Genomic DNA, 18,444 nt, shown 5'->3' on the forward strand with positions numbered 1-18,444 from the left:
GTCGAGCGTTCAGTCCCGGCTCAAGGGCAAGTCGTTCAAGCGCTGCATGACGCCCTCGACAATCCTGTCACATCGCACGCCATCGAACGAGAATGCATCCTCAAGCGCGAAATCAAATTCCCTGGCCAAGGATTCCCGCAGCAGGCTCTTGGCGCGAAAATATCGCGTGCGGACAGTGGCCTCCGGAATGCCGAGGCAAGCCGCCGTATCTTCAACCGTCATTTCCTCCACTGCACGCAACATGAAGACCACGCGGAAAGCCTCGGGCAGGGCATCAATCTTCTTCTCGATCAGATGCCGCATTTCGGTACGTTCCGTAGCCTGCTCCGGTTGCTCTGTACTTACTGAATTCATTGCCTCTTCAAAGCCTCCGTCTTCGTTGTCTGCATTCCCGCTCAGCTGAAAGACTTGTGCGCGGCGGGCATTCTTGCGTAACCTCGCAACGGACTCATTCACTACAATCCGGGTCAACCAGGTAACGAGGTGAGAGTCGCCGCGGAAAATATCCAGATTTTTATAAGCCAGGAGATACGCCTCCTGAAGTGCATCCTCGGCATCGGCATCGTCTTTCAGAATACTCCGTGCGGTTCGGTAGAGCGGCCTGTTATAACGCCGCATCAGCAATGCAAACGCGTTCCTTTCGCCATTGAGAATGCGTTGTATGACCTCGGTATCGGCGCCCTCTTGTCTCTGGTCTCGCATTGCTTCGGATCGCATCATGGTTCCCCTTGGCGTGGCTTTCATGACATTAGATGAATGCGAAAAGCTTCACGTTCCCGATATTCGGTGTTTCGGGCCCTGCCGGATCCGTATAGGGTTGCCAGCGAGTCTGCCCGATGCCGTACATGCCTGCCGCGGGAAAAAAGCGCAGATACCGGGAACGTGGCAATTCCCATTTTCATCCAATGTCATGCTACCGATGAAATGTTGTTAGCGGATTGCCCGGCTGTCTTTATCCAGTCAGAACGCCGATGCCGTCCGCGAAGACGGCTGGACTGTTCCTGTCTTTGTCCTGGTTGGCCCTGGTTGGGCTTGGCTAGTCCTGTGCTTCGCCGGGCATCCTCTTTATGGAGCTATCTGAAGGAAGCAAGACAGCCGCAATCGGGCAGCTTGCATAAGCAAACGCAGCCGCATCGCGTAACTTTCTGGCATGAACATTTATGCATTATCTTGATCCAACACTTGCAGTCGGTAACGTTTGTTCGCGATGTTCATCATGAATTACGGGAGCCAAATATGCTGAGAGCAACAAATGGTGCGTCCACGTCGGTCTGGATGGCAACGTCCACGGTGCCGGAATTCCCGATGCTTGCGGGTGATATCGCCGCCGACGTCTGCGTGATTGGCGCCGGCATCGCCGGTCTGACCACTGCCTACCTGCTTTCCCGCGAAGGGCAGCAGGTTGTCCTGATCGATGCGCTCGGCATCGGCGCGGGCGAAACGGGGCGCACGACGGCGCATTTTTTCCCGCCTGACGAGTGGTATGCCGATGTGGAGAGCAGCTTTGGAACCGATGGAGCGCGCCTGGTGGGCGAAAGTTTCTCGGAGGCAGTGAGCCTGGTCGAATCCATTGTCCAGCGTGAGCATATCGACTGCTCGTTTGAACGCCTGGACGGATATCTGTATGCCCTTCCGGAAAACGGTTTCAAGGAATTGGATAAGGAATATGAAGCTGCGCGCCGGGCAGACGTCGAAGTGGAATTGCTTGAGCGGGTACCGGGATTGAGCTTCGATACCGGAACATGCGTGAGATACGGCAACCAAGCCCAATTCCATCCGCTGAAATATCTGCATGGTCTGGCGGAGGCCTTTAGGCGCAACGGCGGAAGAATCTATTGCGGCACGCGCGCACTTGAGGTTGAAGGCGACAGTAAACTGCAGACAGTCACGACCACAGGCGGAAACATCCAGGCCAAGGCGGTTGTTGTCGCTACCAATACCCCTTTCAACGACCGTGTCGTCATGCACACGAAACAGGCCGGATACCGCACCTATGTCATTGGGGTAAGGGTGCCGAGGAATTCCGTGCCGCGCATTCTGCTATGGGACACGGGAGACCCGTATTATTACGTCCGGCTGGAAACGCCCGATGTGGGTGCCGATTACGACATTCTCATCGTCGGCGGCGCCGACCACAAGGTGGGACAGGATACGCATCCCCAGCATCGGTACGATGAGATTGAACGCTGGACAAGAGCACACTTTCCGATGGCGCAGGAAGTCGAATACCGCTGGTCCGGCGAGGTGATGGAGCCGTCGGATGGACCTGCCTATCTTGGTCGTAATCCGATGGACGACAGAAATGTCTACATCATTACCGGAGACTCCGGCAACGGCATGACTCATTGCACGATAGGCGCAATGCTGGTGACCGATCTGATCATGGGGCGGGATAATCCATGGGAATCACTCTATGCGCCTTCACGCAAGGTCACGCACGGGCTGTCGGACTTTGTCGCGGAACAGGCGAACACGCTTTCAAAATACGGGGATTGGGCCAGAAAGGGCGAAGTCGAAAGCGTCACCGAAATCCCGGCAGGCGAAGGCGCCATTCTCAGGGAAGGGGCTCGCATGCTGGCCGTCTATCGGGACGAGCACGGCGAAGTGCATGCGCTCTCCGCAAAATGTACGCATCTGGGATGCGTGGTTCACTGGAATTCTGCGGAACGGTCCTGGGATTGCCCTTGCCATGGATCACGCTTCGATACCACCGGCGAAGTGATGCACGGGCCGGCAGTCGCGGCGCTGGACGCGACGACATTGACGCATGAAGGCGCAACACTGCCAACGACAGGCCATCCCGATCATCGGGACCGGAAACCGGCTCACTAGGCGGTGTTTGATAAGCGTTGCGAGCGGTTCGGATTGGCGCCGAGGAGCGCACGCGTACGCACGGTACGCCGAGCACCGCAGGCGCCAATCCGGATCGCGCAGCAGCTTATCAAACACAGCCTAGGCGGTTTCGCCCTAATTGACGGTGACTTAAAACGCCGGGGTTGAACATTCGGCCCGTTACAACTGGGCCGTACCGTACAGGACCGGACAGCGCCGGTGCCAGGATGGCCGATTCAAATCACCAGCTCAATGAGGAACGGTCCATCCTGCCGGAAGCTCGCAGCCATGAGGTCCGCGCATTCTTCCATCGTGTGGGCGCGGGCGGCTTCCACTCCCATGCCGTTGGCAAGCCTCACCCAGTCAAGGTCGGGATTACCGAGATCCAGCATTTGCATTGCAGTGGCGCCTGGCGTTGCTCCTACCGCCTTGTACTCGCCAATCAAGATGTTGTACTTGCGATTGGAAAGAAGCACCGTCGTGCATGGCAGCTTTTCGCGTGCCTGTGTCCACAGCGACTGCAGCGTGTACATGGCCGAGCCATCGGCCTGGAGGCTCAGTACACGACGCTGCCCGCCGGCGGCAATGGCGGCTCCGGTCGCTACCGGCAGACCACCGCCAATGGCACCGCCCGTGACATGCAACCAGTCATTCGGCGCTGCCCCATGCGTAAGCCGGTAGAAACCGCGGCCAAAAGAAATGCTCTCGTCGGAAACGATCGCATCTTCCGGCAACAGCGCCGCCACGGTCTGCGCGAGCCCCTCCGGCGTCGGCGCGCCGCTTGCCGGCGTCGGCCGTTCTCCGGACGAGGGAATCTCGGCCGCCTTGACGCCGAGCGCCTCGGCCAGTGCACGAAGCGCGGAAACCGCGTCCTGTTCCGGGCGCGACAGCACATGCAGCTGTGCGTTCGACGGATATTGAGCGGAAGGTTTGTCCGGATATGCGAAGAAAGCGACCGGCGGCTTGGCATTGACGAGCACGATGTGCTCGAACCGTGCCAGCGCTTCGATTGCAAGGTCGGTGTTGTACGGCATGCGTTCCAGCTGTACCCGTCCACGCCCGCGCGCGATCGTTGCATTGGTGTAGTCCGCCATCAGCTGTGCGCCGGTCGCCTGCGCAATGCTCCATGCCAATGCTTGTCCCTCCACCCCTGCCGCGCTGCCTGCCAGGAGAAGCAGCACGTTGCCGCCAGCACGCAGCGCGCGCGCCGCGTGATCCACGGCAGCCGCGTCCACCGGCTGAAGGGAAACCGGCGGCAGTTCCCCGACCACGATTCCACCTTCATCCCAGGATGTGTTCGACGGCAGCACGAGTGTCGCTATCTGGCCCGCGCCTGCGCGCGCGGCCTGCACGCAGGCTGCCGCATCGCGGCCGACGTCTTCCGCGCGCGCCGAGGTGCGGACCCAGGCCGATACAGTGCGTGCAAGCCCTTCGGTGTCGGCCGCCAGGGGAGGGTCGAAGGGGCGATGGTATGTCGCATGGTCGCCTACGATGTTGACGATGGCACTGTGGGCACGCCGCGCGTTATGCAGGTTGGCCAGTCCGTTCGCCAAACCAGGACCGCAGTGCAGCAAGGTGGCCGCCGGTTTTCGCGCGATACGCCAGTAACCGTCGGCCATCCCGGTGACCACATTTTCCTGAAGGCCCAGCACGCAGTGCATGCCCGGTGTTTGGTCGAGCGCCGCGACAAAGTGCATCTCACTCGTGCCGGGATTGGCAAAACAGGTATCCACTCCATTGGCCAGCAACGTCTCGACCAGGCTTCTTGCTCCGTTCATGCATTCTCCATTCGTCAAACTTCTTCTGTCTTCACCCCTGTCGTGGCTACCTTCGACCACTTCGCGATGATGTCCTTGATAAAAGTCAGGTCTTTTCCACCTCATTCGAGCCGCGATCAGCAACGATGTCCTGGGGTACGTTCGGGGGCCGGCTTTCCAGGGACCGGAAGCCGTTCACATCATGCTCGGCTGCTGCCCATCGACAACAATACGCGCAGCAGGTCCTGATGCGCGCTGATCATCGCATCATGACCCGTAGCGATCTCCAGCACCTGCCAGCCTGCTTGCTGCCGGACGCGCTCGCGCATCACGGCGATTGTCGCCAGCGCTGGTGCATGGCAATCAACGAAGGTGCGTGGAAGAGCGGACACACGTTGTTCATCAAAATGTAGCGGGTCATCGTAAACGCCGCCCGGGTGGGGCGTTTGCCTTCGAGCGACCCACTGTGCATCGTCACCGCTCAGCCCGAACAATGCGGGGTCAGGTGGCGGGATAGAGCCCGTTGCAAGGATGGCCTGGCGGCGTTGCTCCTGCGTCGGCGCCGAATGCGTACTCGACCAGCATTCGCCGGGCAGCGGCACGACAGCGTCCAGGTACACGAGACGCGCAATGCGATCCGGCATGCGATCGGCGAGTCCGGTGATGATCATGCCTGCGTAACTATGACCGACGACGATCGCTTGCCGCAACTCTTCCGCCTCCATTACCGCCGCCACATCGCTGACGTGGGTATGCAGCGTGATGTCTGACGAGAGCTGATGCGCGCGTTCTCCAGTGCCCGTGAGCGTCACTGCAAAGGCGCGATGGCCTGCCGCCCACAAGCCGGGCAAGATTTTCTTCCAGCACCACGAGCCATGCCAGGCGCCATGTACAAGAACGAAGTCAGCCATGCATATCTCCTTTGCGGGTTTCTCAGTATCCCTCTCCTGCATTTCCTACAAGGATAATTGATTCCAGCAGTGATGGTTGAATGCTGAAAAAGCACTCAGCGGCGGCGTTTTGGCGTTCCTGCCGATACTGACGGACTTCTTCTGGCCGACTGCGTCATATCGGCAATCAAAGTCTTCCATGCAGGATTCACAAGACGGTCCGGTCGGCCGGTCCACGCGGTTGGCCCCGAGCGCCGGACGTTACCTCGGGCTGCCGGTCGCGGACCGTGGCGAGAGGACGTTTAACGAAGCAGGCATAAGGCTCGCCATCCCATGAACAAGCACGCACATTCAGCTCATCAAAATGAGACGACGAGGCTTGATGATATGCGTGCTTGACCATGACAACGAGCGGCTCCCGCGAACATCCTTTCCCGGTAGCCACCACTGCCCGCGTAGTAACATTGTCAGAACATATGCATGATGCCGGCGGAAATGCCGGTCTGACGACTCTGGTTCAGGCGCGTCGTGCCGCCCGTCGCATATCCGCCATCAAGCTTCTGGATATCGATTTCCGAATACAGCGTGGTGCGGCGCGACAACTCGTACGTCACGCCCGCCATGTACAGGTTGCGCTTGGCATCGCCGGCCGCGACGGCGGCGGATGCCGCGGTATTGAAGACCTTGTTGCGATACCAGGCGCCGGTCAGCCCGAGCTGCGGCGTCAGCTTGTAGGCCAGTCCCGCCCACATCCACTTGGCGGTGCTGTCGCGCGCCGTGCCCTCCTGGGTTTCATCGACATAGCCGAGCGAGGCGGTGGCCTTGCCGAAGGTATAGGCGCCGCCGACGGCGAAATGATCATAGTCGCGGTAATTCGCTGCCGCGGCCGTGCCGACATTGCGCTCCGCCCGGGTGTAGGACGCGCCCAGCTTGACCGGTCCGCTCGCATATGTCGCGCCCACTGCCTGCGTCGCTCCCCGGGAGTTGCTGCCTGCGACCTCGCCCAGCGCGTACTCCGCGCGCAGCGTCACGTCGCCGAAGCTGCCGGTGTACTGGATATCGTTGCTGTTGCGGGTACCCGCGGTTGATGACAGCGCATAGGTCACGCTCGGATAGCGGTAGACGAAGGGATCGAAGGCAAGAATGGTCTTGTAGGCAACCGTGTACTGCCGGCCAAGGTCGACTTGTCCCCACCTCCCGGCCAGTCCGACCCGCGCTTCGCGCTGGAACAATTGACTGTTCGTATTGTTGAGCGCGCCGGTTCCGGTATTGAAGCCGGCTTCCAGCAGGAAGATGGCCTTGAGATCGGCGCCAAGATCTTCGCTGCCGCGGAAGCCGATGCGGTTGGAACGGAAGGTGCCGTTGGAACCCATGGTCAGCCTGTCGTCGCCGGCGGCATTCACATTGGTCACGTTGCGCAGGCCGGCATCGACGGAACCGTAGACGGTCACATTCGACTGCGCAAGGGCGAACGTGGACATCGCGCCGAGCGCGATCGCGGTGAGCTGGTGCTTCATATATCTCCTGGTGTTGTGGGGTGTTGTGGGGTGTCGTGGTGTTGCCGTGTTGCGGTATCGAGGACCTGAAATCACCGGCCGTGGCCAGCGGATGCGGCCGCCCTCGGTGCTACCCGGGTGTTCAGTGCGGGCGGCTTAAACTGCGTATCGAAATGGCATCCGCCGGAGAAAGCGGCAGCTTGCCTTTCGCAGTCGGCCGCGATCTGCGTCCCGGTCGGCTTGCTGCCTCCGGCGATCCATTGCCGCATGGCGTCGAATACCGCTGCATACTCGGCGTCGGACAGCTTGCTGTGTTCTTTTTCGGTGGTGAATACCTGCACCAGCCTGCCCTCGTTGCCCTTCGCCGCGACGAGGTCGCGGTAATCGGCTTCATATTCGACCATCGCCGTCGGATCATGAATCGCGTGCAGGCTGATGGCCGGCACCGTCAGATCGCCGCTCATGTCGGAATCGTGGGCGAGCAGTCTTGCCGCGACCGGATCGGCCTCGAAGCGCTGCACGCCGCGGTTGAGCGCTGCGTCATCATCGGAGCCGCGGTAGACCACATCGCGGTTGCTAAAGGGATTGCGGCCGCCGAGCACGCGCTGCGTCATGTCGCGGAACAGGAAGGTGGCCCAGTTCAGATGCGACACCAGGCTTCGCTCCGGGATGCGGATCACGCCGAGTATGTTGGCCAGGTTGCGCTGCTGCGCCGCACTGCGCTGCTCCGGCTTGAGTCCGGCGCCGGTGCAGTCCCTGACGCGATCGGCGAGTTCCTTGCCGGTCATCTTCGCATCGGCCGGCAGCCCCATCCACAGCGGATACTGCGGTTCGTCCGGACGAGGATGGTTGTTGCAATAGTATTGGTACACGGCGCGCAGATCGGCGCGGTGCAGATAGTTGCGCGAGCCGCCGGCGAGCATGCCGTTGGTATAGATGACGCCGTCATAACTGCGGTTGCCGGCGGCGTCGCGCGCATACAGCTCGATACCCTTGGCGGCGATGTTGCCGCCCCAGGACTGGCCGTGCAGGATGGTGTAGGCCGGCTTGCCGAAGCGGCTGACGAAGATCCTGCGCAGGTTCTCGGTATCCTCGGCGGCCATGCGCACGCCATAGCCGGGACGCCGGTAACTGGAGCCGGCCCAGGCATAGCCCTGCCGTACGGTCACGGCGAAGCGTTCCAGGTCTTCCACGCTGATATCGCGAGAGATCGGCGCCAGGCGCGGGCCGCCATGGGCATGCATGACGAGCATGCGGTTCCAGTTGGCGGGAATGGCAATCCAGTAATGCGCGCCTTGGGTATCGACGCCGGTGTAGCAGCGCGCGACCGCGTCAAGGCCGGCGGGACAGGATGCCTGCACGTGGCTGCGCTCCGCATGGACGGAGCGCGTCGAGGACGGCAGGGCGGGCCCCGAACCGGATTGCGATACCTCGGGAATCTGGCTGCAGGCGGCGAGAACGCCGGTAAGGGCTGCCGCGGCGAGCAGGCGCGAAGTTGACATGCTGTCTCCTATTTCCATTGTTATGCGTCCGGCCTGCATCACAGGCAGCCGGGCCGGCCATGAACGCGATACTAGAAATGAAACTACTGCATGTCAAATATCTCAATATTCTCATTTCAATACGTTATACATATGAACAGGCATAGAAGCGCGGCGATGCATGACGTATAGACAAGGCCCGCGCATGACATGAATCGGCCTTCTTTCGCCGGCATGAACTGCTGTAGAATCGCCTCACCAGACACGCCTGCCGCAGCTCAGCTCAGCTCAGGTTCAGGCCGATAACAATCATGAAGAGACTTCCATTCCCGGGCCCGTTTGCGCAGATGGCATTTGCCATCGCCGGTGGCATCCTCCTAGGCTATTTCGACCCACGCGCCGCGATGCAGATGAAGCCGCTGGGAGACTGGTTCCTCGCCGCCATACGCTTCCTGATCGTGCCTATCGTGTTCTTCACGGTGATGTCGGGTATCGGAGCGCTCGGACAGGTGCGCCAGGTCGGCAGGCTGGGCATACGCGCCCTTCTCTGCTTCGAACTGATATCGACGCTGGCACTTGCGGCCGGCATGCTGGCCGCGCATCTTTTCCAGCCGGGCGCCGGTTTTCCGTTAAGCGGCGATGCGCTCAGTGGCGTCACGCCGAATGCCGGTGGCAGTGCGGCGGCCGTGATGCCGAGCCTGCCGGACACCATCGGTCAGGCATTCAGGAAAAGCAGCATCCTGCAGACCTTGTTGCTCGCCTGCGGCTTTGGCGTGGCGACCGTCTTGCTGGGGGACCGCGCGAAGCCGTTCTCGGCCCGCTGCGACTGGATCGGCGCGCGGCTGCTGACACTGGTGGGATGGCTGATGCGGCTCGCGCCGCTGGCGGCATTCGGCGCGATTGCCTTTTCGGTAGGCAGGTACGGCGTACATTCGGTGACGCCCCTGATACGCCTGCTTGCATTGCTTTATGCAACCACGGCACTGTTCGTTCTTCTGCCGCTGGGGCTGCTCGCCCGCCAGGCCGGCTTTCGCATCGGAGCATTCATCCGCTATCTGAAGGAAGAGCTGATGCTGGTGTTCGGCACCTCCTCTTCCGTGACCGCCATGCCGGGCTTGCTGAAGAAGCTTGAAATGGCAGGCTGCCCGCGCATCGTGGTCGGGGTGGCGATCCCGGCCGGCTATTCCTTCAATCTCAACGGCAGCAGTATCTATCTGACCATGGCGGTCGTGTTCCTTGCCCAGGCGTTCCAGATCCGGCTCGGATTCGGCGAATACCTGACCATTCTTGCCGTGGCGATGGTGACCTCCAAGGGCGCCAGCGGAGTGGCCGGCTCCGCCTTCATGGCGCTGGCGGCGACCATTGCCGCGGTTCCGGCTTTGCCGGACAGCAGTTTGCTGCTGATCGTCGGCATCGAGCGTCTGCTGAAATGCCGGCCGCTGGCCAATGTGATTGGAAACGGCGTCGCCTGCATGACGATTGCGGCCTGGGATGGAAAACTGGATGACGCCGCGCTGGAATCCCAGCGGCTGCGCTGACTGCCACGCTCGGCCGCGCTCGGCCACCTCATCAACGACGGCTTCTTTTCGCCGCCCCCGAGCCCGATATGCGCGCAGCCTCTTCAACGAACCGCTTCACGGTGGGCGCATCGCTGTCGTTGCGATAGGCCAGCGTGAGCGGGGCGCTCAATTCGCGCCGCGCGTCCTGGAACCGGCAGTAGACCACGGCGTCGGCATGGAAACCCTGCATCGATGCCGGCACCGCCGACACGCCCGCGCCGGCGGCGACCAGACTGATGTTGGTGATCATTCTTTCCACCTCCACCGCGATGTTGGGCGTGAATCCCGCCTTGACGCAGGCATCGATCAGGTTGGAATACATCCCGGGCGCGCCATGCCTGCGCACCAGGATGAACTGTTCGTCCCTAAGCGACTTGAGCGGTATGCTGGGCATGCCCCGTCCCGCATGCTTTCTCAGCAACGCATGCCCGAGCGGCAGCACCAGCAGCATTTCCTCCTCCAGCAACTGCAGGAACGCCACGTTGTCGGGCCGGCTGACCGGCAGGCGCAGGAAGGCCACGTCGATGCTTGCCGCTTGCAGCGCCTCGGTCAGCTCAGCCGCATTGCCTTCCTTGTATTCGATCGAGACACCGGGCCTGGCGGCACGGTAGCCGCGCACGATCTGCGGGATCAGGCCATGGGCGGCGGCGGAACTGGTGAAGCCGATGGTCAGCCTGCCCTCGACGCCGCTGGCGGCCCTTGCCGCGCGCGCCGCGCCCTGCTCGACACTGCCGAGAATCGCCTTGGCTTCCTGCAGGAAAGCCGCTCCGCCAACGGTCAGGTCCGCGCCCTTGGGATGCCGTCTGAACAAGTCGAAGCCGAGTTCCTGTTCGAGCGCCCGTATCTGCTGGCTCAGGGGCGGCTGCTGCATGCCGAGCCGCTGCGCGGCGCGCGTGAAGTGTCCTTCTTCCGCCACGACCAGAAAGTAGCGCAGGTGCCTGAGTTCCATGGAGGTATTCCGTATATATGAAAAATGTCTGCCATAGGCAGTTGCCAGACATTCTACCTATACCGTTTGCGAACGCACGCCTGCCGCCGGAAATTATGGATATTGCTTCAGATAGGCCAGCAGGTCCGCGATCTGCTGTTCGCTGCGTATGCCGAAAAAGCGCATCTTGTTGCCCGGCACCGTATCGTCGGGCGACTTCAGGAATGCGACCAGTTTTTCTTCGGTCCACACGATGCCGGATTTTTTCATCGCATCCGAATACTTGTAGTCGGCGGTTGCGCCCGCCTGCCTGCCGATGATGCCATTGAGCTGCGGGCCGAACGCGGCGCGCGCCGACGGCCCCAGCTGGTGGCAGGATGCGCATTTGACAAAGGCGCGCCGGCCCGCCTCGGCATCGCCGGCGGCATGTGCCGGAGATGCCGGGGCGGCCAGCAACACCGAAAACCCAAGCGCGAAGGCAAGGACGGCCCCGCTCATGCGGGTTGGCGGCAGGCCGCTTCGATGTTGCGGCCTTCGGGATCAAGGACGAAGGCGCCGTAATAGTCGGGATGGTGATGCGGACGCAGGCCCGGAACGCCATTGTCGATGCCGCCCGCGGCAAGGGCGGCTTCATGGAAGAGATCGACAATTTTGCGCGACGACACGCGACACGCAATCGCATAGGCCAAGGGAGCAAGCGCTTGCACGAAGAAGTACTTGCTCCTGATGAAGTCGTTCACGGCAGTTCCGGTGTAATCAATCATGGATGACGGCTCCTTTGTTCATTTTTCCTGATGTGAAGTGCGTTTGCTGCCAGCGTGGATGTTATATCCATGCCGTAATCCGGTTCGGAATCCGCTGCATCAATGTGAGTGAGGTTGACTTCCCGGACTTTGCGGCACTCATGTTGCCAGTACCGGGACAACAGCGCCACGCCGTTCTATCGGCATGGAAATAATGGGCACCTAAACCGCTTGGGCCGACAAAAAAATTAAACTAAGGCCTGTCTTTATTAGTCCATTATGAACATGCGCCAGGCATCTGCGGATAACGAGACGCAAGAAAAGCGCAATTGCCGGCAAATGCAGAATCCGCGAGGTATATAAGGCCCATTGCCCCGATGCTCCATTTTTTCCTTTCAAGCATGTAACAACATGACGCAGTCACATGCATTCACCAGGGACCTGTTCGGCATTGCCTTTCAATATGCGGGTACGGGAAAGGCGCTGGTATCTCCCGACGGAAACTGGCTGGAAGTTAACGATGCGTTTTGCCACCTGCTCGGCCATTCCCGCGAGGAACTTCCGGGTCTGACACTGCAGGACATCACGCGCCCGGAGGATCCGGCGCTGTTCGATCGCTTGCGCAATGGGGAATTGCCCTCCTGTCAGATCGAAAGACGGCATACCCGCAAGGATGGCTCGACCGTATCGCTGTTGCTCTCGATCGCCACGGCCGGCATTGCGGATGCGCGCGGCGAGACACGATGCCTGATTGTGGAAATGCTTGATGTCAGTCAGCTGCGGCAGAGGGAATCGGACCATGACCTGTTCTTTCATTTGTCGCCGGACTTGATCGCCATTTCGAATGAAGACGGCTACTTCGTGGAAGTCTGCCATGCATGGACCACGACCCTCGGGTGGAGCAAGGAAGAACTGACTTCCCGGCCCTTCATCGAGTTCGTCCATCCGGAAGACCGGGAACTGACGCTTGCCGAAAGCCGCGCCTTGTACTCGGGCTTGCCGACCAAGGGATTCCGCAACCGCTACCTCCACCGGGACGGCAGTTACCGCTGGCTGGAGTGGAGCATGCCGACGCTTGCCGGCGGCCGCAGCTTTTCCATTGCGCGCGACATCACGCATGAATACCATGCAGCCCAGTTGCAGCAGTTGCAGGAAGAAAAGATCCGGATCCTGATCGACAACGGCAGCGATGCCTTCATTGGCATGAACCAGGCCGGATTCATTACCGAATGGAACCGCCAGGCGGAGAACATCCTCGGCTGGTCGGCTGCGGAAGCCCTCGGAAAACCCATGGCGGAGCTGATCGCGCCCGAGCGGTACCGGAGCAGGCATACCGAAGGCATCGCCGCCTTCCTGCGCACCGGACAGGCGAATATGGTCAACAAGCGCGTGGAGCTGCCGGTGCAGACCAAGGCCGGCAAGGAAGTCCTGGTGGAAATGACGGTCGGCGCCATCAAGCATGCGGACCAGTACTATTTCGCGACCTTCATGCGCGACATTTCCCATCGCAAGGCGATGGAGCAGCAGCTGCATTACCAGGCTACCCGCGATTTCCTCACCGGCCTGCCCAACCGTTATGAGTTCATGGCAAGGCTGGAGCGCGCGATCCGGCGCGACACGCGCGCCAGGAAGGATCATGTCGCCGCGCTGTTGTTCATTGACCTTGACGGCTTCAAGCAGATCAACGACGCGCTCGGCCACGACGCCGGCGATACGGTGCTCAAGACCTTCGGCGCCAATCTGTCGCGGCTGATGCGCAACGAGATCGATACCGCGGCGCGCCTTGCCGGAGACGAATTCGTGATCCTGCTCGAAGAAGTCACCCTGGACCGGGCCAAGCAGGTCGCACAGGAAGTGCTGACGGCCGGCTCGGAGGGATTGAAGCCGGTCAGCGGCGGATACGGCCTGGGCGCCACGGTAGGCATCGCGGTGCATCAGCGGGAGGAAGGGGCCGTCGAACTGCTGTCCCGGGCCGATGCCGCCATGTATGTCGCCAAGCAGGCAGGCAAGAATCGGGTTGCCCTGCACCTTAACAATGAGTGGACCATCCTGTCGCCGACCAGGCGGGAACATTAGGAAGGATTGCAGGGGAATGTACCGTCGCCCCGGTCTGCCCTGGGCGCACGGCATCGCTGTCCGTCGCCGGAATGTTTTAACAATTCGACATCATCCGCAGCTTCACGGGCGCGAAAGCCCGCCGATTCTCACGCGGCGCAGTTGCGCTTCTTCTGTACAATCGCTACCGACGCAACCCGATTGACATCACGATGCCTTCCGATCCCCACGCCGCACTCCAGCATTTCCCGCCGTCCGCCCACGCTTTCACCGCCGGAGTCCATCCATGAAGCTGAAGATGGCGGAACGGTCCCTGTTCGCAATCCTGCTGCGCTCGCCGTGGTGGATCAGTTTCGTGCTTGCCATCGTGCTCGGGCTGCTGGCAAGCGCCATGTTGCCGCGTCAATACGCGGCGCTCGGATCATCGGCCGGATTTCCTTTTCTGGTGATCGGCCTCATCGCCGCCTGGCAGCAGCTGCGCGCGCCGAGTGCCGCCCGCATCGCGCAGGCCCGGCAAACGCTGGCCGGAGTGAGCTGGGGCGAGCTTTCCGCCGCCATCGAACAAGCCTACCGGAGCAAGGGGTCCAGCATTGCGCCCTATGCGGGTGCCGGCGCGGATTTCGAAATCCTGGGGCCGCAGGGAAAACTGATGTTGGGCTGCAAGCGATGGAAAGCCGCGCGCACCGGCGTGGAACCGCTGCAGGAACTCGCGAATGCGGCCGAGAAGGAATCCGCCGGAGCCATCTACATGACGCTCGGCGAACTGACGGAAAACGCCAGGACCTTCGCGGCCGGCAACCGCATCACCCTGATGCAGGACGCCGACCTCGTCGTGCTCGCCTCGCTCGTGTCATCCACCGCCTCCGCATCGCCGAAACCGGGCGCTTCGAAAGACAGGGCGCGCTGAGTCTTTACTAGAGCGTGCTCATGAGGGCGTCGCCGCAATAGTCCTCCTTGCGGCGACGTCCGGCTTAACGACTCCGTCCTCCTGCCTTAATCCGACGCCAGCCGCCCCCGCCCGTTCCGGGCAATCCGGCGGCAACCGCACCGCATGCCTGAGCGTGACAGACGATTTTTCACGTCCGGCGCCCTCTTGTGCAACGCACCCGATGCACAACCGCCGGTGCGGCCGCAGCAATTGTACAAATGTACTGGTGGCCTGACCGCCTGGCCATTATCCCGCCTGTCCATCATGTCGTTTTCTGCTGCGTCGCGGCGCGAATCCACGGGTGCAAGCTCATTGAGATTTCATAAGCCCGCACCATTTCGTGATTTACAAGCCTTCCATCGTGTCAATACTGGATTAAAGGAGAAGCGAACAAACACAATCCCCCGAGATTCGCCTGGAGACACTCATGAGAGCACAGGAACGTCGTTCTGAAGCAGTTCCCCTTCCTTTCCCGCAGCATCCTTCATTCCCTTGCGCCGCAACACCTCATGCCGCATCATTGCGCGTCAAGCGCTCCGTATCCCTGATAACCATGGCAATGGCCGGCCTGCTGAGCGCCTGCGGCAGCAGCGACGGCGACCAGCCGGCCGCGGTCGGCAGCACGAACACCAGCCAGCAGGCGCCAACGATTTCCCAGCTTAACAACCTGACCGGTCCGACCCGCGAAGTCACGGTCGAATTCCAGCAGGGCACCAACATGGCGGCATCTCCCTCGCCCGACGGCAGCCGCATCGCCTTTACCGCGCAAGGCGCGCTGTGGGTCATTCCGGCGGCCGGCGGCACGGCCACCCGCATCACCGGATGGGAAGTCGAACCGACCGCGCCGGTATGGTCGCCCGACGGCAAGCTGATCGCATTCCAGAATTACACGCCGCAAGGCAATTACCATCTCTACACCATCGAGCCCAACGGCGCGAACCTGAAGGAAATCACCACCGGCGGCTTCGATGACCGCGAACCGGCATGGACGCCGGACAGCGGTTCGCTGGTGTTCGCTTCCGACCGCAGCAGCGACGGGCAATACAAGATCTGGCGCGTGGCGCTGAGCGGCGGCGCGCCGGTCCAGATCACGAAAGGCCCCGGCGCGGAAAGCAATCCGGTGGTGTCGCCCGACGGCACCCAGATTGCCTATGTCGATACCAACCGCGTATTCCGCACCGCGTATTCGGGCAGCGAAGCGGCCACCCTGCTCGGGCCGGGCGCCTTCCCGGCATGGGCGCCCAACGGCCAGGGACTGGCCTTCCAGACCGCGGAGCGGGCGCTGAACGTGGGCGGCAGGGAAGTGACCAGCGGCGAAGACCTGTTCCCCTTCCCGGTGCGCTGGCTGCCCGACGGCCGCTTCCTCTATACCGCCGACGGCAAGATCCGCATCCGCGACAGCGCGGGCGGCAGCGCGCGGGATGTGCCGTTCAACGCCTCGATCACCGTCAAGCGGCCCAACTTCACGCGCACCAAGGAACGCCAGTTCAACAACCTCGATCCGCGGCAGGTGATGGGCATCAGCGCGCCGGCGCTGTCGCCCGACGGCAGGCGCATCGCCTTCGTCGCGCTCAATGATGTGTGGGTCATGACCATCGGCGAAGCCCCGGTGCGCCTGACCAACGACAAGGACCGCGACGGCAGCCCGCAATGGACCGCCGACGGCAGCGCCGTGTATTTCTCGTCCGAAAGGGGCAATGCCGGCGCGCTGGCGGTCGACCAGGTGGAAGTCGCTTCCGGCCGGCGCACGCGACTGGCATCGATCGCCGCCAAGTCGATGGTCACGCCGAAGCTGTCGCCCACCGGCGACCGCATCGCCTACACCACCGGCTCCGGCCAGCTGGAAATCTGGAACATCGCGGCGCGCTCGGCGCAAGTCATCACGCCGTCGATCAGCACCCAGGTGAGCACCCCGTACTGGATGCCCGATGGATCGCGCATCATGCTGGTCGATAACGAGCGCATCAACAACCGCTTCCGCGAAGGCTACAACAAGCTGCGCGTGATCGATGTCGCCAGCAGGGAAGCCAGGTTCTATCCGGTGGCGCCGCCGCCGCAGCAGATCTCCGAGCGCGACGAAGGCGCGGCGGCGCTGTCGCCCGACGGCAAGACGGTAGCCTTCATCATGGACTCGGTGCTGCATGTGATGCCGGTCAATGCCGATGGCTCGCCCGCCGGCGCGGCGCGCAAGCTCACCGACGAGGTGGCCGACCTGCCGTCCTGGAGCGGCGATTCCTCGACCATCCTCTACAAGTCGGCCACCAGGCTCAGGACCATTCCCGCCGGCGGCGGCTCGCCGACCGACGTGCCGGTCAACCTGCAATGGCGGCAGGCGGTGCCGCAGGGCACCACCATCGTGCATGCGGGCGCGGTCTGGGACGGCGTGAGCCCGCAGCTGCGACAGAACGTCGACATCGTCATCACCGGCAACCGCATCACCGAGATCCGGCCGCACCAGGACAATGCGCAGGCGTCGGCGGACCGCTTCGTCGATGCCTCGGCATTGACCGTCATGCCCGGGCTGTGGGATGCGCACATCCACCCGCTGACGCTGTACCAGGGCGGCCAGTACGGACAGATCGCGGCGCTGATGCTGTCCTACGGCATCACCTCCACCCAGTCGGTGGCCGGCCCGCTGCACCAGAGCCTGGAAATGCGCGAGGCGCTGGAAGCCGGCAACCTGAACGGGCCGCGGCTCTTCATCTCGCCGCCGCTGTGGGAAGGCAATCGCCTGTTCTACAACTTCGCCCGCACGCTGCGCACGCCGGAAATCGCCGACATGGAAATCGCCAAGGCCAAGGCCATGGATACCGATTACATGAAGTCCTATGTGCGCGCCCCGATACCCATCATGACCAGGATCGCGCAGGCGGGGCTGGACCTCGGCGTGCCGACCGGCACCCACATGCTGTCGCCGGGGGCGGCGACCGGGCTGGGCGGCACCACCCACCTGTCGGCAACCCAGCGCATGGGTTACGGCTGGTCGAAGTCGGTTGGCGGCTTCACCTACCAGGATGCGGTGGACATGCATGCGAAGACCGACTTCCGGCTGGTCGACACGCTGTTCTCGTCGATGACGCTGGTGGGCGATGATCCGACCCTGCTGACCGGCGAGCGCTTCAGCCTGCTGGTGCCGCCCAACTTCATCTCCGGCCTGCTGGGCACCGCCCAGCCGACGGCGACGCAGGTAGCCACCGTCAGGAAGGATGCGGAGCAGTCGGCCAAGATCCTGGCCGCCGGCGGCCTGCTGGCCTACGGCACCGACTCGCCGCTGGTGGCGCCGGGCATCGCGTTGCACATGAACCTGCGCGGCGCCGGCCTGGTGCTCAACAATCACCAGGCGCTGCAGACGGTGACGATCAATGCGGCGAAGATGAGCATGGTCGACAAGGACCTCGGCACCATCGAGGCCGGCAAGCTGGCGGACCTGGTGATGGTGAGAGGCAATCCGCTGGCGGACCTGAAGACCGCCGCCAACGTCGAGTATGTGATGAAGAACGGCCTCAACTTCTCGGTGGGCCAGATCCTGGAGCCCTTCAAGACGCCGGCGGCCATCGCGGCGCGCAAGAAGTCGCTGATCGCCTACCGCATCCTGTGCGCGAAGGACCATAACGACTGCGGTCACGGCATGCATGCGCACTGAGCTTCGCCGCTGATCCATGCCGGTTGCGGACCATGGCTTCATGGTCCGCAACAGCGGGCGCCGCCTTGCCCGAGCAAATGCAAGGCGGCGCCCGCTGATTTTTTCATTCCTTTCCCGTTTCTCTCCCGTTCC

General features: G+C 62.2%; 13 protein-coding genes. 5 read left to right on the plus strand and 8 right to left on the minus strand.

Translation table 11 applies throughout. The features are described from left to right. Positions 1 to 9: 9 nt before the first annotated feature. Positions 10 to 717, minus strand: coding sequence for an RNA polymerase sigma factor (locus tag FH061_RS18885; protein WP_151637506.1), 708 nt, complete (start codon positions 715 to 717; stop codon positions 10 to 12). Positions 718 to 882: 165 nt separating this feature from the next. On the opposite strand from FH061_RS18885, the gene FH061_RS18890 reads away from it, so the two are divergent. Then, positions 883 to 2,832, plus strand: coding sequence for an FAD-dependent oxidoreductase (locus FH061_RS18890; protein WP_225984731.1), 1,950 nt, complete (start codon positions 883 to 885; stop codon positions 2,830 to 2,832). Positions 2,833 to 3,068: 236 nt separating this feature from the next. On the opposite strand, the gene FH061_RS18895 is transcribed toward FH061_RS18890, so the two are convergent. The 4 genes from FH061_RS18895 to FH061_RS18910 all read right to left on the minus strand — a co-directional run bounded on the left by FH061_RS18895 (position 3,069) and on the right by FH061_RS18910 (position 8,477). Beyond that, on the minus strand, positions 3,069 to 4,610 hold the full coding sequence (locus FH061_RS18895) for an acetolactate synthase large subunit (RefSeq protein ID WP_151637387.1): 1,542 nt from the start codon (positions 4,608 to 4,610) through the stop codon (positions 3,069 to 3,071). Positions 4,611 to 4,789: 179 nt separating this feature from the next. After that, positions 4,790 to 5,500 carry an alpha/beta hydrolase family protein gene (locus FH061_RS18900; protein WP_151637388.1) on the minus strand — a complete coding sequence of 237 codons (711 nt, stop codon included), beginning with the start codon at positions 5,498 to 5,500 and terminating at the stop codon, positions 4,790 to 4,792. A gap of 446 nt (positions 5,501 to 5,946) precedes the next feature. After that, the gene (locus FH061_RS18905) at positions 5,947 to 6,996 is read right to left on the minus strand and encodes a porin (protein WP_151637389.1); all 1,050 of its coding nucleotides are present in this window, start codon (positions 6,994 to 6,996) and stop codon (positions 5,947 to 5,949) included. Positions 6,997 to 7,067: 71 nt separating this feature from the next. Further along, positions 7,068 to 8,477 (minus strand): hypothetical protein, encoded by a 1,410-nt coding sequence (locus tag FH061_RS18910; protein WP_151637390.1) that lies wholly within the window; start codon positions 8,475 to 8,477, stop codon positions 7,068 to 7,070. 290 nt (positions 8,478 to 8,767) lie between these two features. Between FH061_RS18910 and FH061_RS18915 the strand changes: the two genes are divergently transcribed. After that, the gene (locus FH061_RS18915; protein WP_151637391.1) at positions 8,768 to 9,994 is read left to right on the plus strand and encodes a cation:dicarboxylate symporter family transporter; all 1,227 of its coding nucleotides are present in this window, start codon (positions 8,768 to 8,770) and stop codon (positions 9,992 to 9,994) included. 31 nt (positions 9,995 to 10,025) lie between these two features. On the opposite strand, the gene FH061_RS18920 is transcribed toward FH061_RS18915, so the two are convergent. From FH061_RS18920 to FH061_RS18930, 3 genes are all read right to left on the minus strand, one after another. Then, entirely contained in the window at positions 10,026 to 10,964 is a 939-nt protein-coding gene (locus FH061_RS18920) for a LysR family transcriptional regulator (protein WP_151637392.1), read from the minus strand. Between the two features lie 93 nt (positions 10,965 to 11,057). After that, complete coding sequence (locus tag FH061_RS18925) at positions 11,058 to 11,441, minus strand: c-type cytochrome (protein ID WP_151637393.1); 384 nt, start codon at positions 11,439 to 11,441, stop codon at positions 11,058 to 11,060. Then, positions 11,438 to 11,707, minus strand: coding sequence for a VOC family protein (locus FH061_RS18930; RefSeq protein WP_151637394.1), 270 nt, complete (start codon positions 11,705 to 11,707; stop codon positions 11,438 to 11,440). The genes FH061_RS18925 and FH061_RS18930 overlap by 4 nt, the downstream gene beginning before the upstream one ends. Positions 11,708 to 12,097: 390 nt before the next feature. On the opposite strand from FH061_RS18930, the gene FH061_RS18935 reads away from it, so the two are divergent. The 3 genes from FH061_RS18935 (at position 12,098) to FH061_RS18945 (ending at position 18,312) form a co-directional block, all read left to right on the plus strand. After that, entirely contained in the window at positions 12,098 to 13,762 is a 1,665-nt protein-coding gene (locus FH061_RS18935; protein WP_151637395.1) for a PAS domain S-box protein, read from the plus strand. 265 nt (positions 13,763 to 14,027) lie between these two features. Next, entirely contained in the window at positions 14,028 to 14,648 is a 621-nt protein-coding gene (locus FH061_RS18940; protein ID WP_151637396.1) for a restriction endonuclease, read from the plus strand. A 574-nt stretch (positions 14,649 to 15,222) separates the two neighbouring features. Continuing rightward, complete coding sequence (locus FH061_RS18945; protein ID WP_192805136.1) at positions 15,223 to 18,312, plus strand: amidohydrolase family protein; 3,090 nt, start codon at positions 15,223 to 15,225, stop codon at positions 18,310 to 18,312. The last annotated feature ends 132 nt before the right edge of the window (positions 18,313 to 18,444 follow it).

Source organism: Noviherbaspirillum aerium, from assembly GCF_008929045.1.
GTDB classification, from domain to species: Bacteria; Pseudomonadota; Gammaproteobacteria; order Burkholderiales; family Burkholderiaceae_D; genus Noviherbaspirillum; species Noviherbaspirillum aerium.

What these genes read in the sequence shown, in the direction of transcription:
- FH061_RS18885 (WP_151637506.1), bottom strand. Translation starts at nt 717, where the DNA reads ATGCGATCCGAAGCAATGCGAGACCAGAGACAAGAGGGCGCCGATACC.
- FH061_RS18895 (WP_151637387.1), bottom strand. Translation starts at nt 4,610, where the DNA reads ATGAACGGAGCAAGAAGCCTGGTCGAGACGTTGCTGGCCAATGGAGTG.
- FH061_RS18900 (WP_151637388.1), bottom strand. Translation starts at nt 5,500, where the DNA reads ATGGCTGACTTCGTTCTTGTACATGGCGCCTGGCATGGCTCGTGGTGC.
- FH061_RS18905 (WP_151637389.1), bottom strand. Translation starts at nt 6,996, where the DNA reads ATGAAGCACCAGCTCACCGCGATCGCGCTCGGCGCGATGTCCACGTTC.
- FH061_RS18910 (WP_151637390.1), bottom strand. Translation starts at nt 8,477, where the DNA reads ATGTCAACTTCGCGCCTGCTCGCCGCGGCAGCCCTTACCGGCGTTCTC.
- FH061_RS18915 (WP_151637391.1), top strand. Translation starts at nt 8,768, where the DNA reads ATGAAGAGACTTCCATTCCCGGGCCCGTTTGCGCAGATGGCATTTGCC.
- FH061_RS18920 (WP_151637392.1), bottom strand. Translation starts at nt 10,964, where the DNA reads ATGGAACTCAGGCACCTGCGCTACTTTCTGGTCGTGGCGGAAGAAGGA.
- FH061_RS18925 (WP_151637393.1), bottom strand. Translation starts at nt 11,441, where the DNA reads ATGAGCGGGGCCGTCCTTGCCTTCGCGCTTGGGTTTTCGGTGTTGCTG.
- FH061_RS18930 (WP_151637394.1), bottom strand. Translation starts at nt 11,707, where the DNA reads ATGATTGATTACACCGGAACTGCCGTGAACGACTTCATCAGGAGCAAG.
- FH061_RS18935 (WP_151637395.1), top strand. Translation starts at nt 12,098, where the DNA reads ATGACGCAGTCACATGCATTCACCAGGGACCTGTTCGGCATTGCCTTT.
- FH061_RS18940 (WP_151637396.1), top strand. Translation starts at nt 14,028, where the DNA reads ATGAAGCTGAAGATGGCGGAACGGTCCCTGTTCGCAATCCTGCTGCGC.
- FH061_RS18945 (WP_192805136.1), top strand. Translation starts at nt 15,223, where the DNA reads ATGGCAATGGCCGGCCTGCTGAGCGCCTGCGGCAGCAGCGACGGCGAC.